Here is a 16568-nt window from a genome sequence, read left to right on the forward strand (position 1 = left end):
CAAATCATCACCAACAAAATGATCTGAAACTTTCAACATCTTCAATTTGAGTGTTTTTTATTCACGAACGAAATTATGTCCCCTTGAAAAGAAGTGAATACTTATTTACATTAATTTTGGTATATACCAAGGCAAAGTTATTGATGTAAGTTACTTACATTTTTTCCTTATAGGGGAATAAATGGGGTCATTTTAAGCGCTAGGTTGCCTAGTTAAGGGAGTCATCAGATTGAAATAAGTAAAATAAAAGTGACCAGCTTCATGTTTGCATGCATAGAAAACATACAGTTTCATGGCTGATGGGGCTCTAGTATCAAAGGAAAGGACAAAAAAAATCGACCTAACGAGGTCGACTAATGCAAACAAAGGAACGAAATAAAGAAAAAATTAAACAGGTTTATCCCACCATTGCCATAGGGGTTATTGCAAAGAGGTGATTTGCACAAGCCATGCGGTCATGCATTACTTTAATCGGCTGCCCAAACTGAAGCGCCTTATTGCCATCAAGCACAAACGCTTCTTGGTTAACATAAGCACATAAGCTCGACGTCTCGCCTGGTTCTAACACGATGAACATGCCATCAGAATATTGGTTTGTTAGAAAGACCATGTCCCCTTCTTCAGGCTCGTAACCTGAGGACTGTGCGTCAAAGAACCAGCTTTTAGGCTGTACAGGTTTATGAAAGCGCTTTGCAGCAACACAATACAGTGTTAACTCAGCTTGGCGGTATTCGCTGATGTCGAGGCATCGAATACGTTCATTAAACGTTTGGAATGCACTGGCGTCATCAACGGTAAATTCATTGTTTGAGAAGGCACAGTTAACCAACAATTTTCGGGATAAATTGGTTTGGAAAATCATTTCCTCCCCCAGATCCAGCATTAAGCAAGCTTTTTGCTCGTCAAAATACCAATTCCATTTGTCGCTGGGTTTAAGCATTATTCCGTTCTCTCTTGACTAGTTAAATCAGTGGTAAAGAGGTAAGACGCTTAATTACCTACTCGTGATTTTTAAATTTTACAAACGAACGGATAAAAAAAAAGAGGAAACAAAGTCCTCTTTTTTTATGTAATAGCTACTGATTTTTCAGTGGTTTTTGATGTGTATGTTAAAGGTTCTTAACAATATCACGTACTAGGCCTGGGCCGTGGTAAATAAAGCCGGTGTAGACTTGAACAAGTTTAGCGCCTGCCATCAGCTTTTCTTTGGCTGCAACATAGGAATCCACACCACCAACACCGATAATTGGAAGTTTGTCTCCTAGCTCTTCATGAAGCTTACGTACGACTTCCGTAGAGCGTGATTGCACAGGGCGACCACTTAAACCACCTGCCTCATTGGCGTGTTTCATTCCTTCTACGATCGTGCGATCCAGAGTTGTGTTAGTCGCGATCACACCATCTAAATTGTTTTTCAATAAAGAATCGCAGATTTGGCAGATTTCTTCGTCACTCAAATCAGGCGCAATTTTTAATGCTAGCGGAACGTATTTGTTGTATTTCTCTGAAAGTTCCGCTTGTTTCGCTTTTAATTCAGAAAGTAGTTCATCAAGCGCTTCACCATATTGAAGTGAACGAAGACCCGGAGTGTTTGGTGATGAGATATTAACCGCAATGTAGCCTGCGTACTCATACACTTTCTCCATACAAATCAGGTAGTCCTCTGCCCCTTTCTCAATTGGTGTGTCTTTGTTTTTACCAATATTAATTCCGAGAACACAGTTGAATTTTGCTTGCTTTACATTCTCGACCAAATTATCAACGCCTAGGTTGTTAAAGCCCATGCGATTGATGATACCTTCAGCTTCGACTAAGCGAAATAAGCGTGGTTTATCATTCCCTGGTTGCGGACGAGGTGTTACTGTGCCAACTTCGACAAAGCCAAAGCCCATGGCATCAAATGCTTCAATGCATTCACCGTTTTTATCTAAGCCAGCCGCAAGACCTACTGGGTTACGGAATGTTAGTCCCATACACTCAACTGGACGAGTTGGTAATTGTTGGCGGTAGAAGAGATCAAGTGGTGTGCCGTTAAAGCGTTGGAAGTTCTTGATTGCAAGATCGTGTGCCTTCTCGGCATCGAGTTGGAAAAAGCCAGTTCTGGCTAGACGGTAAAGCATTGTGCCTCCGAAAGAAAAAAGCCCCGTATAAACGGGACAATATTATTTACTGTTTTTCATCGTAATTCAATGAAAATGAATGTATTAAGTAAAAACCTATATCTTTCTAATATTTTCAAATATAAAACAAACAATTAGAGTAAGATTTCAACAATAAAATTTATAACTAACCACCCTAAAGCAATCGATTTCAGCCTATTTTAACTTCCCCGCGCCGTTACGCTGTAACTCACTCGGCGCTATAATAGAAAAGATGAGCAACAAAAAAGCCTCGCTAAATAACGAGGCTTTTACTTACAATTTGACTAACTCATCTACTCTTTCGACGAACAGTTGAGATTCAAGAGTACTAATTCTCGAAGTGCTACAGAAAACTTAGCAAATTCGTGGACAGAGCCAACTTTGAACTCATTCAAGATGCTTTCCCAACGGTGCAGTGATTGCTCGTTAGTTTCCATCCAATCTTCTAACGCTTTCATCACGTCTAGCTCTTCCGTTGCACAGCCGCAATTTAATACCTGAGCCGTAAGTTGACGTTGTTGCCAGTCCAGATCTTCTCGGAATGCAGCTCTTGCCAGTGCCTGCCAGTTATTATCAACGGCTTGGCTGTTAATTTGCTTCAAGAACCAGTGTAACGACAAACGGTCACCTAAGTTAAAGTAGAGCTTCGATGCTTGCTCAACCGTTTTACCTGTTTCACTCGCCACTGATGAGATATCCAGTGCAGATTGTAAGCTGGATAAACGAGCGACTTGATGTGCAAGTTTCTCTTCTACCCCTTTCTCAATCCACCCTTGAGCAAGTTCATTGTGTTCTTCTACTTCAGACTCAACCAGCATAGTGTCTAAGGTTTCAGTGATAACATTGACATCTTGCTTGTAGATAGCAATCAGCTCACCAACTGTGCATTTACCACTGCGGTTGCGAAGCAACCAACGTGCAATTCGACGTAGTGCTCGACGAACATAAAACATGATTTCGTACTGAGCTTGAGCTGTGGCGATATTATCGAGTTCACGAGTCTGCTTAAGAATTGCTTCTAGATCGAAAATTTCACGAGCCGCACTGTATGCGTTTGCAACATCGACAACACTTGCACCGGTTTCTTCTTGCAAACGAGTGACGAAATTACAGCCCATTTCATTAACCATCTGGTTAGCCAATGCTGTAGCGATAATTTCAGCTCGCAGTGGGTGATTAACCATTTGATCTTTATAGTTACGTCGTAACGCACTTGGGAAATATTCAACAAGCTGTTTCGCATGGAATTCATCATTCGCGATTTCATCCGTAACAAGTTGCTGTTTAAGTACCATTTTACCGTAGGCAACTAACACTGATAGCTCAGGGCGAGTCAGACCTAGTCCCTGTTTTTCACGCTCGATTAGCGTTTCATCATCAGGGATGTATTCGAGAGCACGATCCAAGTACCCTGCTTTTTCCATGGTATGGATGAATCGAATTTGTTCCTTAACAATGCCAACACCTTGCTGTTCAGTCACAGAGATCGACTCCGACTGACGGTAAGCATCATCTAATACAATTTCACCCACTTCGTCTTCCATAGACTCTAGAATTTGGTTACGTTGCTTAACCGTAAGATCGCCATTTGAAACCAGTCCATTAAGGAAGATCTTGATGTTGACTTCATTATCCGAACAGTCAACGCCACCCACGTTATCAACGAAGTCTGTGTTCACTCGGCCGCCAGTCAGTGCGTATTCAATACGACCAAGCTGAGTCATACCCAAGTTACCGCCTTCGCCAACTACTTTTGCTCTTAAGTCACGGCCGTCAATGCGCAGCATGTCGTTAGCGCGGTCACCAACATCCGTATGAGTTTCTGTCGAGGCTTTAACGTAAGTGCCGATACCACCATTCCAAAGCAGATCGACTTTCATTTTCAAGATCATCTTAATCAGATCATTAGGCGCTAAAGATGCTTTCTTAGTACCTAACATTTTCTGAATTTCTGGTGTCAACTGGATCGATTTTGATCGACGAGAGAAGATGCCACCACCTTGAGAGATCAAATCTTTATTGTAATCTTCCCAGCTTGATCTTGGCAGATTAAACAAGCGGTTACGCTCTTCCCAGCTGGTGGCTGAATCTGGATTTGGATCAATAAAGATGTGCATGTGGTTAAAGGCAGCTTGCAATCGAATGTGCTTCGATAACAGCATACCGTTACCGAACACGTCACCTGCCATATCACCTACACCGATTGCGGTAAAGTCAGTGGTCTGGCAGTTGATGCCCATTTCACGGAAGTGACGCTTAACAGATTCCCAACCACCTTTTGCAGTGATACCCATCGCTTTGTGGTCGTAACCATTAGAACCACCTGAAGCGAATGCGTCACCTAACCAGAAGTTGTACTCTGCAGAAACAGAGTTCGCTAGGTCTGAGAATGTTGCTGTGCCTTTATCTGCCGCCACTACTAGGTATGGGTCATCTTCGTCATGGCGCACAACGTTCTGTGGTGGCACAACTTCACCTTCAATGATGTTATCCGATACATCAAGTAGCGCACGAATAAATCGTTTGTAACAACGTTGGCCTTCAGCAAAGATCTCATCACGGGTTGTGAGAGATGGCTGGCGTTTACAAACAAAGCCGCCTTTTGCACCCACAGGTACGATAACGGTGTTCTTAACTTGCTGAGCTTTTACGAGACCAAGAATCTCTGTACGGAAATCTTCTTGACGGTCTGACCAACGTAAACCACCACGAGCCACTTTTCCGCCACGAAGGTGAACACCCTCAATATCTGGTGCGTACACAAAGATCTCGAACGCGGGTACAGGCTGCGGAATCTCTGGAATATCGCTCGGTTTCATTTTCAAAGATAACCAAGGCTTAGGTTGCTTGCTTTCGTCTAATTGATAGTAGTTAGTACGAAGTGTCGCCATGATCATGTCGATGTAACGACGAATAATACGATCATCATCCAAGCTCTCTACACGATCCAACTGCTCTGTTAGCTTTTTAATCAGATCGTTTTGGCCTTTTTCACTGCCTTTGTGTTTCGGATCGAATCGCTTGGTGAACAGCTTGACTAGACCTGTTGCTAAGTCTGGGTAGTGGCTTAGCGTGTCTTCGATGTATTGTTGACTGAATGGGAAACCGACTTGGCGCATGTATCGAGCATAAGCACGAAGAATGGAAATCTCACGCCCAGATAGCGACGCACCTAGTACCAATCGGTTAAAACCATCACTTTCAAGGTTGCCCGCCCAAATTGCGGCAAATGCTTGTTGGAAACGATCACGAGCCTCACGAAGATCAACCGTTTTCTCGCTCTTATGCAGCATAGAGAAATCAAGGATCCAGAATGTCTGTCCGTTATTTTTCTCGATCTCATACGGTGATTCACCGATCACTCGTAAGCCAAGGTTTTCAAGCATTGGCATTACGTCAGAAAGATGGATTGGCTCATCGCGGTGGTATAACTTCAAGCGAACAGCTTTTGAATCCGCCCCCTCTTCTTGAGGTCGGTAGAACAACATGCCAAGTTTATTATCATCACTTAACGCTTCTAAGCGTTCAATATCTGCAACCGCAGAACCTGGCATCATGTCCTCTTTATATGAGCGAGGGAACGCACTCATGTATTCTTTTGAAAGAGGAAGGCCTTTGCTTTCACCAAAGTTAGCAATGATGGATTCTTTTAGTCTGTCATCCCAAGAGGTAGAAACTTCCATTAGGTTTTGCTCGATCTTTTTCACGTCTACGTCAATGTTGTTATTGTCTACACGAACAATGTAATGTGTTCTCGCTAGTGGGCTTTCTGAGAAGAACGTTGTAAATTCAACCTCTTGCTCGCAACCAAAGTACTGCTTAAGAATGCGTTGAGTTTGACGACGTAACTCTGTGTTGTAACGATCTTTAGTGACATAAACCATGCAGCTAAAGAAACGACCAAATGGGTCCTTACGAACAAATAAACGCAGTAGGTCACGATCTTGCATTTGTACAACACCCATACCCACCTCAAGCAGCTCTTCTTCATTTGCTTGAAGTAGTTCATCGCGTGGGTAGTTTTCTAAGATATTGTGCAATGCTTTGTATGAATACGATCCGTGACGATATCCGCTCGCTTCAAGGATACGGTCCACTTTTTCACGGATCAGAGGGATGCTTTGTACCGCTTGGTTATACACGGCAGAGGTATATAGACCAGTAAAGCGATGCTCACCTATTACTTTACCGTTTTCATCAAACTTCTTAATACCGATGTAATCAGTATAAGCTGGACGGTGAATACGAGATGCTTTGTTACCTTTTGTGATGATCAGAGCGTATGGCTTTTTCGCTTCTAACCGCGCTGAATCTGAAAGCTCAGATAGCTTGACGCTACGCACACGCTTGTCATCAGCAAATAGACCAAGTCCTTTTTCTTTAGCAGGAACAAGCTCGGTATCACCATTGACTTCTTCTAAGTCATAATCTTTGTAACCCATAAAGGTAAAGTTATGATCTTCTAGCCAACGAAGAAATGCGATCGTTTCGTCCATACGATCCGTTTGGATAGAAACACGATCTTTATTTTTCTCAAGTTCATCAGTCACAAGCTTAAGCTTATCAACCATTTGCTTCCAGTCATCAACGACTAAACGAGTGTCAGATAGAATTTTTAACAGCTCTTCTTTAAGCGCTTGCATCTCTTCTTTACTAGTAAGGCGGTCTACCTCGATATGGAACAGTGATTGAAGAACACCACCCTCACCGTTTACGTCGGTAACTTGGCCTTTTTTATCACGCTGTATCTGTGTTGGGTTGTTTAACATTAAGTGGCAAACAAGATCCAAACGCGCTAAAGCCATTTTGACTGAGTCCACTAAGAATGGACTATCTGGAACAACAATTTCTACGATTGTGTGTGTGGATTGCCAGCCTTGACGACTTACGGTCGGGTTAAATACTCGTACCGAAATCTCTTCTGGTTTTTTTTCATTGATATGGTGCCAAAGGCTGACGACAGCACCATAAAGATCGGATTCGTTTCGCTGAATCAGGTCATCATCAGCAATGTTACTGAATAAGTGTTGAGCAAGTTTAGTTACAAGCGTTTGGTGAGAAAGCTCGAGTTTGTCTTGAATCAGTTGGTAAACTTTTTCAAGCAGAACCGGCACTACATTTTCACGCGCGGTCATATTCACACTCCACATTAGAATTGTTGTTTTGTAGGGGGACTTAGTAGCTAGGTTGTTACCTTAGAAACTAAGCATAGGTAATGCATGTGCCCATTGTAAAAGCATAATTACAAATGTTTAACAACTAATCGTGGTGGTAAGAGGTGAAATGTCCGATTCTGTGACTAAGATTCCTATTTAACTCTCTGCAAATACAATACATCACAGAGTTTCTAACTTAAGAAACTTATTATTTTGGTCAGTTGTTAGTCTAAACTGGCCTTTAATGCCTAATTGACTAAGAAATGGTCTAAATCGTGCTGCGGGTAACTGCAAACGTAAACCGTTATGTGTGACGACTTGAACAACACTTGCCGCGCCAGAATAATGGGATAAAAACGTTTGATATGAAATGTTGAGGTTGAAGTAGTAATAGTTCATGAAGTAAAAACTAAGTGACATAAACAATAAGGTGGCCTTAATGACCACCCTATTGTGTTGTTTACTATTCGTCTAGTGCTTTAGTCACTTTTTCGAATAAGTCTTTAGCAAGATTATCCATTGCTTTGAGCTTTTCAAGTTCTGCTTTGATCAAAGCTTGGCGGCCTTCATCGTATTTACGGAACTTAAGCAAAGGATCAATCATTCTAGATGCGACTTGTGGGTTCGAATCATTAAGTTGGCGAAGGATTTCTCCTGCAAATTGGTAACCTGCACCGGATTTATCATGAAAACGTACAGGGTTGGCACTTAAGAACGAACCAATCAAACTGCGCGTACGGTTCGGGTTCTTCAAACTAAATGCTTCGTGGTTCATGGTTGCTTTTACTTTTTCAAGTGCATCCTCTGCAGGATTGCTACCTTGAAGTGCAAACCACTTGTCCATAACCAAACCATCGTGCTTCCATTTATCGCTATAGTCTGCCATAAGAGCTTCACGACACTCAAGCTGAGCACTATTTGCCGCACTCATCGCTGCAATCGTATCTGTCATGTTATTTGCAGATGCGTATTGTGCTTTCACTAAATCATTACCTTTTTCCGTATGTGCTAGGTATTGCAGACAACGGTTACGTAATGCACGCTTGCCAATCGCAGCATGATCGATCGTGTACTCTGTTTGCTTCAGTGTATGATAAGTTGCACTTAGCTCATCTTCTAACTCTTGGGAAAGTGACACTGTAATGCTGTTTAGAACTTTGTCTACGGCATCGATGTCAATTTGCTGGTACCAGCCAGTAATCTCATTAATTGAAGGCAAAGAGAAAACTTGAGCAATGAAAGCTGGCTCAAGCGTCTCATCCAATAGCACACCACGGAACGCATCTATCACGCCTTCAGAAAGCGATACATCTTGTCCGGCTTGAACGTTTTTCACGTTCTGACGAATGTACTTAGCCAATAGCATTTGGCTTGCATCCCAACGAGCAAAGTCATTCGTCGCGTGTTTCATCAAGAAGACTAATTCATCATCACTGTAGTCGTATTCTAGTTTTACTGGTGCCGAAAATTCACGCAACAAAGATGGCACTGGTTGTTCTTCGACATTCTCGAATACGAACGTTTGCTTATCTTGTTTAATATCTAGCACGTTGTGAACAGATTCACCGTTAATCAGCAACGGGATAACTCGACCTTTCGAATCGTACAGCTCGATATCAAACGGAATGTGCAGCGCTTGCTTCTCAGCCTGGTCTTGCGTTGGCTCCGTAAATTGCTCTACCGTTAGTGCGTAAGTTTTTGCATTGGCATTGTATTCGCTATTTACGCGCAGCGTCGGTGTACCAGACTGGCTGTACCATAGACGGAATTGTTTTAAATCGACACCGGTGGCATCTTCCATTGCATAAACAAAGTCTTCACATGTGGCAGCAGTACCATCGTGACGTTCAAAGTAAAGTTTCATCCCTTTTTGGAAGCCCTCTTCGCCAAGGAGTGTATGGTACATGCGAATAACTTCGCTGCCCTTTTCATACACTGTTAGCGTGTAGAAGTTGTTCATCTCAATGACTTTGTCAGGACGAATTGGATGTGACATTGGACTTGCATCTTCTGCAAACTGAGGGCCACGGATGATACGTACGTTATCGATACGGTTATCTGCGCGAGAGCCTAAGTCAGAAGAGAATTCTTGGTCACGGAACACGGTTAAGCCTTCTTTTAGACTTAATTGGAACCAGTCACGACAAGTGACACGGTTGCCAGTCCAGTTGTGGAAGTACTCATGACCGATTACAGCTTCGATACCTAGGTAGTCACGATCGGTCGCCGTTTGGTCATTCGCCAGAACATACTTTGAGTTAAAGATGTTTAGGCCTTTGTTTTCCATTGCGCCCATATTGAAGAAATCAACGGCAACGATCATGTAAATATCCAGATCGTATTCAAGGCCAAAGCGTTCTTCATCCCACTTCATCGAGTTGATCAGCGATGTCATCGCATGGCCTGCACGATCTAAGTTACCTTTATCAACAAAGATTTCTAAATCAACACTGCGACCTGACATCGTTATGTATTTGTCACGCAGTACGTCAAAGTCCCCTGCGACAAGAGCAAACAAGTAAGCTGGCTTTGGATGCGGGTCCTGCCATTGAACCCAATGACGACCGTTCTCTGCATCGCCTTCTGCAATTCGGTTACCATTGCTCAGCAAATATGGATAAGCGGATTTATCTGCGATCACTTTTGTCGTGTATTTTGCCAGAACATCAGGACGATCTAAGTAATAAGTAATACGACGGAAGCCCTCGGCCTCACACTGAGTACAAAATGCGCCGCCTGATTTGTATAAACCTTCGAGTGCTGTATTCGCTTCAGGATCAATTTTGGTGACGATTTCAAGTTCAAACTCGGATGGAAGATCGGTCAGTACAAGCGATGATTCTTTCACTTCGAGATGAGCCCAATCCTCACCGTTTACTTTTACAGCGCGCAGCTCAAGCCCCTCGCCATCGAGTTCTAGCGTTGTTGTATCGCCTTTTTGAGCAACCTTTGATATCGCCGTAACGATGGTGTCATTGTCATAAAGATCAAACGTAAGATCGATATCGGTAATCGCATGAGATGGCTCTTGATAATCTTTACGATATTTGGCCTGGGGAGCTTGGGACATGAGCATAAATCCTTGTATGTCGAACAACAAAAATACCAGACTGCATGATCAAAAATGCAGTTCTGGTATCACTATATAAGCTATTTGTAGGGGTTGTGGTATCAGAATACAAGTCTTTCCATAAAAAAACGGAGCTTTTAGTGCTCTAGCTCCGTTTTTTGATTAACATTTAAACAATATTGACAATTTACCGTATGCTCGCGTAATTTGTCGTAGCAAGATAAGCTATCAAGGCGTTACCCGATTAAGTACCGCGTACATATCGCCATTTGAATCTTCAATCGTTAATTCATTTTTGTTGAGCTTATAGGTGGTCCCGTGCTCGCCATTTTCATAGAGCAAGACTAAATATTCATCTTCTGTGTAGAAAACACCTTGCTTGATTGACTCATCCCCTTCTTCGTTGGATACCCGAAACATAAACACGAAGTCAGGTTGAAGTATCAGATCCATATGGTTGATGTTGTTTGCCACAAGGCCATCTCCGGATACATAAGAGCTAGACCATATGCCCGCTAGCGAGTTAGACAACCCTTTAGTAAAAGTCACACCATTAAGATCAAGCGTATTGTGATTATTGCGATAGGCATAAATTTGAGGCTCATCTGTGTTTAAGCCAAGAACGATGGTGTCTTCATTGGCGTTATACAATCCTTCCCAATGATCGACAGAATAATCTTTCTTTTGAATATCAATAGAAAAGCTGTAGTCGGAACCCAATGACAGTTTTATCGCACGAAAATTTTCAGCCGACTCTTCGGGGTTTGGGTTCATTAAATACCAGTCTCCGATGAGAAACGGCGTGTCAAAGTGACTTAATTCATCTTCTCTGGTGTTTTCTCCGCTAAACACACTAAAGCAGCAAAAGCTAAGTAAAATAAAGAACCATTTCATATCGGCATCCTTATCGTTTTCTTTTAGCTTAGGCAGTAGTCCTCACTTTCGCGAAATTTTAGATGTAGATCACGTAAATTATTGGGAAAAAATAAGCGAATATCTTACTTGATACTCAATACAAACAAAGATGAAAAGACATAAAAAAAGAGTGAGCCTGAAAGACTCACTCTTTTTACTTTGAATTGCCAGTTATTATGACTGATTTTTCTGCTTGAGTAGATCAACCATAATCGCGACAGACTCATCTAAATAAACATCAGGCGCTTCATAATCTTTAGGTATATCATCCAATGTTTTGAACGCTTCCTTACCTAAAGCAGCTTGACGCTCATTGATGCGTTGCAATCGAAGGGCTTCCGCTTTATCCGATTCAGCCTTACGAACTTTCTCGTTCAAAGACAACATATTATCGTCTTTTTCTTTACGATACTTCTCTATGTCTTCATTGATGAAACGGAATTCCATCTCATCAGAAATACGCTTGTTATGAAGAGCGGTGAGTTTTTCAACTAATGCTTCGTTGCTTGGGAAGGCTTGATATTTTGCTTTATCAATCTGATCCCAAGGTAGTGCATTGTCTTCTACACTTTCACCCGTTTCAGAAGCTTCAATTGGTGTTGGGTACGAAATATCGGGAGCAACACCACGATTTTGCGTACTTCCACCGTCAATACGGTAGAACTTCTGAATCGTGTACTGAACGTAGCCTAGCTCTTTATCGAAAAGATCGTAGATATGATTCAGTGAGCGATGCTGTTGAACCGTACCTTTACCGAAAGAGTTTTCACCTAAAATAATTGCACGATTATAATCTTGCATCGCTGCTGCAAAAATTTCAGACGCCGAAGCACTGTAGCGGTTAATCAACACCGTCAGCGGACCATCGTAGCTCACTTTTCCGTCAGTATCGGCGTTCACCTTAATACGACCATAGCTGTCACGAACTTGAACAACAGGACCTTCTTTAATGAATAACCCTGTTAATGCTGTCGCTTCCGTTAATGCACCACCACCGTTGTTACGTAGATCAACGATTACGCCGTCAACGTTTTTGGTTTTTAACTCAGCAAGCAGTTTATCGGTATCTTTCGACAAACCGACGTAGAAACTTGGCACTTCTAAAATACCAATCTTCTTACCATCTTTTTCGATGATCTCCGACTTCACTGCGCGATCTTCTAGACGAACTTTGTCACGAACAATTGTGACAATGTAACTCTTAGCATCGTTACCTTCTGGCAAGATCTGTAGATTAACCTTTGTGCCTTTTGGGCCTTTGATTAATTGAACTACATCATCCAGACGCCAACCGATCACGTCGACAATCTCTTCACCGTCTTGTCCAACACCGATGATTCGATCCCCTTCGCCAAGCTGCTTGCTCTTCGACGCAGGGCCACCAACAACAAGTGAACGAATTACTGTGTAATCGTCAGTCATTTGCAGAACGGCACCAATGCCTTCCAGAGAAAGGTTCATTTCCGATTGGAATTGCTCAGCATTACGTGGAGAAAGATAGCTAGTATGAGGGTCGACTTGTCGGGCGAAGGCATTCATATATAACTGGAATGCATCTTCGTTATTAGTCTGTGTGATCCGCTTCATCGCGTTGTTATAACGCTTCTCTAAAACCTCTTTAATCTCTGGCCACTCTTTGCCAGTCAGTTTCAGATTTAACGCGTCATATTTCACACGCTTGCGCCACAACTCGTTGAGCTCTGCTTCGTCTTTTGGCCATGCAGCTTCAGAACGGTCTAACTCTATCTCGTCATCAGTATCAAACTTGATCTCTTCGTCGAGTAGCGTTAACGCATAAGCAAAGCGCTCGAAACGCTTTTGCATTGAGAGGTTATAAACATCAAAAGCAATTTGGTTGTTACCAGCTTTTAGCTGATCATCAAGCTCAATTGACCAGTCTTTAAAAGAGTCGATGTCCGCTTGAGTAAAAATATTTCTATTATAATCAAGCAATTCTACATAGCGCTCAAAGATCGCTTTGGAGAAATCATCATTGAGGCTGAAATGCTTATAATGAGAGCGGGTAAATCGAGAGGTGACTCGTTTGCTAGCTGTTTCGTGCTGAACTTCAGGAGCGAGAACCGGCAAGTCATCTTTATGTAGTTTGGCTTCGAGAGCCTGAGCTGATGCCGCTAGCCATAAGCTAGCAGCAATCAGTGTCACTTTTGAACGGCAATTCATGCGTAGGAGTATCTCCTTTATGCGCGCAAGTGCTCCGCTTTCACAACCATTTGTAGGCCGTTAGCAAGTTGAACACGTACATCATCCTTATTGATTTCAACAATGGTCGCTGCCATGTTTCCTTTGCCCATGTTCACGTTAACTGCGTTACCTACTGTGATTTCGTCAGCATTTAGAGCGCGCGTTTCTACAGGCTTAGTTGGTTTTTGTACTTTTGGTTTGTTAGTACGACGAGGCTGTTGAGGCTTTTTAGCCGCTGGTTTCGCTTTCGCCTTACCCTCTTCACGAGCTTTTTGTGCTTGTTCTTTACGACGAGCTTGAACTTTTGCCTTGCTTTCTGCAAGTGTCGCTTTCGCGTGTTCAACGTGCTCTTCTTCTAGCTCACCACAAGGGTTGCCGTCTAGGTCTACACGTACTGCACCTGGTTTTACACCATGTAGGTAACGCCATGATGAAGTGTACTGTCTTAACGCTGCACGAAGCTGTGTTTTGCTTACTTTTTCGTCTTCACTTAGACGTTCCGCAAGATCTTGAAAAATACCAATTTTCAGAGGTTTTGCTTCACCTTCTAAAGTAAAGCACTTAGGGAAACATTCAGCAATATATGCAATAACTTCTTTGCTGTTTTTTAACTTTTCAGTCATGAGGGGTCCTGATTTGAGCGGATTTCCGCGAGCATTAAGAAAAAATATTCTCGTATTATAGTGACATGCCAAGGAAAAACCACACTCGAAGGCTAATTTATGCGTCGTTCGCGTGTGAATTAAGCAGCTTTTCTACTTCAGCCATGAAATGAGTGAGACCTTCTTCGTCTGTTTCATTGAATCGACCAATACTTGGGCTGTCAATATCAAGGACACCAACCACCTTTCCATTAATAGAAAATGGAATCACAATTTCTGAATTGCTCGCTGCATCGCACGCTATATGTCCCTCAAATTCATGAACGTCGTATACTCTTTGTATGGTGTTAGTTTTTGCAGCAGTACCACAGACACCGCGCCCCATAGGAATGCGGACACAAGCTGGTTTTCCTTGGAACGGACCAAGAACGAGCTCTTCACCTTTTGCTAGGTAAAAGCCAGCCCAGTTAAGATCGTCCAATTCCATGAAAAGCAGTGAGCTCAAGTTTGCTAGGTTAGCAATAAAGTCTGGCTCAGACTCAATTAGAGCAACGGCTTGTTTGGTTAGTCTATGGTATTGTTCTATGTTCATATTAACTTCCTACTTACTATAAAAGCTTCCATTCTCACTGTATGGCGCTAAAATGCAGCCCTACTTTATAATAGGACTTATTCTCAATTACGATGCTTCTGAAAAATGACACTATTAGCCGTTCTTGGTTGATAACACAAGTAAAAAAGCACAAGTCCAAGCTGATCATAGCGAACTTGATAGCGGTGCTTGCAACCTTGATTAGTGTTCCAATCCCCCTTCTCATGCCGTTGATGGTTGATGAGGTTTTATTGGACCAACCAGCAAAAGGCTTAGCTGCTATGAATGCCATTCTCCCTGAAGCGTGGCACACTCCGACGGGTTATATATTTTTCACCCTTTTCTTGGTCGTCCTGATGCGAGCTGCAAGTCAGGGGTTAAATATCCTTCAAAGCCGACAATTTACACTTGTTTCTAAAACGATCACGTTTGAGATGCGCAGTAAAATGATCGACAAGCTTGGTCGTATCAGCATCCGCCAATACGAAACCAAAGGCAGCGGAGGCATCAACGCCCACCTTATCACTGACATTGAGACCATTGATAAATTTATTGGTTCTACGTTAGCAAAATTCGTTATCAGTTTTTTAACGGTCATTGGTACTGCCATCGTTCTGCTTTGGCTCGACTGGCGACTTGGTCTATTTATTTTGCTAGTTAACCCTATTGTCATTTACTTCTCACGTAAACTAGGAAGTATGGTTAAACATCTGAAACGGAAGGAAAATCATTCTTTTGAAATTTTCCAAAATCGTTTAGTTGAAACATTAGATGGCATTTACCAGCTGCGCGCAGCCAATAAAGAGCGAGAATTTCTCCAGCAACTCAAAGACAGTGCGAACCAAGTTCGTGTGGATGCAGACAAGTATGCGTGGCAATCAGAGGCGGCAGGTCGCGTCTCTTTCCTACTCTTCTTAATCGGTTTTGAGTTATTCAGAGCCGTCGCCATGCTGATGGTTATGTTTAGTGACCTCACTATTGGTCAAATCTTTGCTGTTTTTGGTTACCTATGGTTTATGTTGTCTCCTGTTCAAGAGCTGCTCGGCATTCAGTTTTCTTGGTACAGCGCGAAAGCTGCGTTAAAACGCATCAACGACTTATTAGTATTAGAAGAAGAACAAAGACCGGCACCTAAGGTAAATCCTTTCAAAGAAGACAGAGAAGTCGATGTTAAAGTAGAAAACGTAGACTTCTCTTATAATAATGAAAACAAAGTCCTAGATAACCTTTCTTTACATATACCGGCAGGAAAGAAAGTGGCGCTAGTTGGTGCGAGCGGAGGCGGTAAGTCGACCTTAATACAACTACTTATTGGGGTTTATCGTCAAAACTCCGGTAGCATTCGCTTTAATGATGAATTAACAGAAGATATTGGTTTTGAAGTAATTCGCGACAAAATTGCCGTGGTATTACAGCAACCTATACTATTTAACGACACCTTGAGGCATAATCTAACACTCGGTGGGAATTTTGACGAAATGTCACTTTGGCGAGCTCTTGAAGTAGCCCAGCTGCAAGATGTTATTTCTCAACTGAACCACGGTTTGGATACTCAAGTCGGCCGTAACGGCATTCGTTTGTCAGGTGGTCAACGACAACGCCTTGCCATCGCAAGAATGGTGCTGAGTAATCCTCAATTTGTTATTTTAGACGAAGCCACGTCTGCGCTTGATACCGCTACTGAAGCGGCATTGCACAAAGCATTGACTGAATTCTTACGTGGTAGAACAACATTAATCGTTGCGCACCGTCTATCAGCCGTAAAACAAGCCGATTTGATCTACGTGCTTGAAGATGGAAAAGTGACGCAAACAGGTACTCATGGTGAGTTAGTTGAGCAAGAAGGCTTATATCAAACCTTATATGGGGGCATACAGTCCCACGCTTAAA

General features: G+C 42.5%; 10 protein-coding genes. 1 reads left to right on the forward strand and 9 read right to left on the reverse strand.

Translation table 11 applies throughout. The features are described 5' to 3' along the window. Positions 1-397: 397 nt before the first annotated feature. The 9 genes from L3V32_RS05160 to L3V32_RS05200 form a co-directional block, all read right to left on the reverse strand. Positions 398-940 (reverse strand): cell division protein ZapC, encoded by a 543-nt coding sequence (locus tag L3V32_RS05160; protein WP_005396505.1) that lies wholly within the window; start codon positions 938-940, stop codon positions 398-400. 169 nt (positions 941-1109) lie between these two features. Further along, positions 1110-2120: a quinone-dependent dihydroorotate dehydrogenase gene (gene pyrD, locus L3V32_RS05165; RefSeq protein ID WP_237283925.1), complete on the reverse strand. Its 1011-nt coding sequence runs from the start codon at positions 2118-2120 to the stop codon at positions 1110-1112. Positions 2121-2434: 314 nt separating this feature from the next. Continuing rightward, on the reverse strand, positions 2435-7276 hold the full coding sequence (locus L3V32_RS05170) for an NAD-glutamate dehydrogenase (RefSeq protein WP_104974092.1): 4842 nt from the start codon (positions 7274-7276) through the stop codon (positions 2435-2437). Between the two features lie 201 nt (positions 7277-7477). Then, complete coding sequence (locus L3V32_RS05175; protein WP_046876238.1) at positions 7478-7696, reverse strand: DUF2835 domain-containing protein; 219 nt, start codon at positions 7694-7696, stop codon at positions 7478-7480. A 64-nt stretch (positions 7697-7760) separates the two neighbouring features. After that, positions 7761-10367: an aminopeptidase N gene (gene pepN, locus L3V32_RS05180; protein ID WP_237283926.1), complete on the reverse strand. Its 2607-nt coding sequence runs from the start codon at positions 10365-10367 to the stop codon at positions 7761-7763. A gap of 228 nt (positions 10368-10595) precedes the next feature. After that, complete coding sequence (locus L3V32_RS05185; RefSeq protein ID WP_005396553.1) at positions 10596-11261, reverse strand: hypothetical protein; 666 nt, start codon at positions 11259-11261, stop codon at positions 10596-10598. 195 nt (positions 11262-11456) lie between these two features. After that, complete coding sequence (gene prc / locus L3V32_RS05190; RefSeq protein WP_237283927.1) at positions 11457-13463, reverse strand: carboxy terminal-processing peptidase; 2007 nt, start codon at positions 13461-13463, stop codon at positions 11457-11459. A gap of 17 nt (positions 13464-13480) precedes the next feature. Next, positions 13481-14107, reverse strand: a complete 627-nt coding sequence (proQ, locus tag L3V32_RS05195; protein ID WP_005396555.1) for an RNA chaperone ProQ — start codon at positions 14105-14107, stop codon at positions 13481-13483. Positions 14108-14204: 97 nt separating this feature from the next. Then, the gene (locus L3V32_RS05200) at positions 14205-14678 is read right to left on the reverse strand and encodes a GAF domain-containing protein (protein ID WP_046876215.1); all 474 of its coding nucleotides are present in this window, start codon (positions 14676-14678) and stop codon (positions 14205-14207) included. A 92-nt stretch (positions 14679-14770) separates the two neighbouring features. Here L3V32_RS05200 and L3V32_RS05205 point away from each other — a divergent pair, with 92 nt between their 5' ends. Next, a complete protein-coding gene (locus L3V32_RS05205) occupies positions 14771-16567 on the forward strand; it encodes an ABC transporter ATP-binding protein (protein ID WP_237283928.1) in 1797 nt (598 codons plus the stop codon). Position 16568: the final 1 nt, after the last annotated feature.

The organism is Vibrio sp. J2-4 (assembly GCF_021728155.1).
Classification (GTDB): domain Bacteria; phylum Pseudomonadota; class Gammaproteobacteria; order Enterobacterales; family Vibrionaceae; genus Vibrio; species Vibrio diabolicus.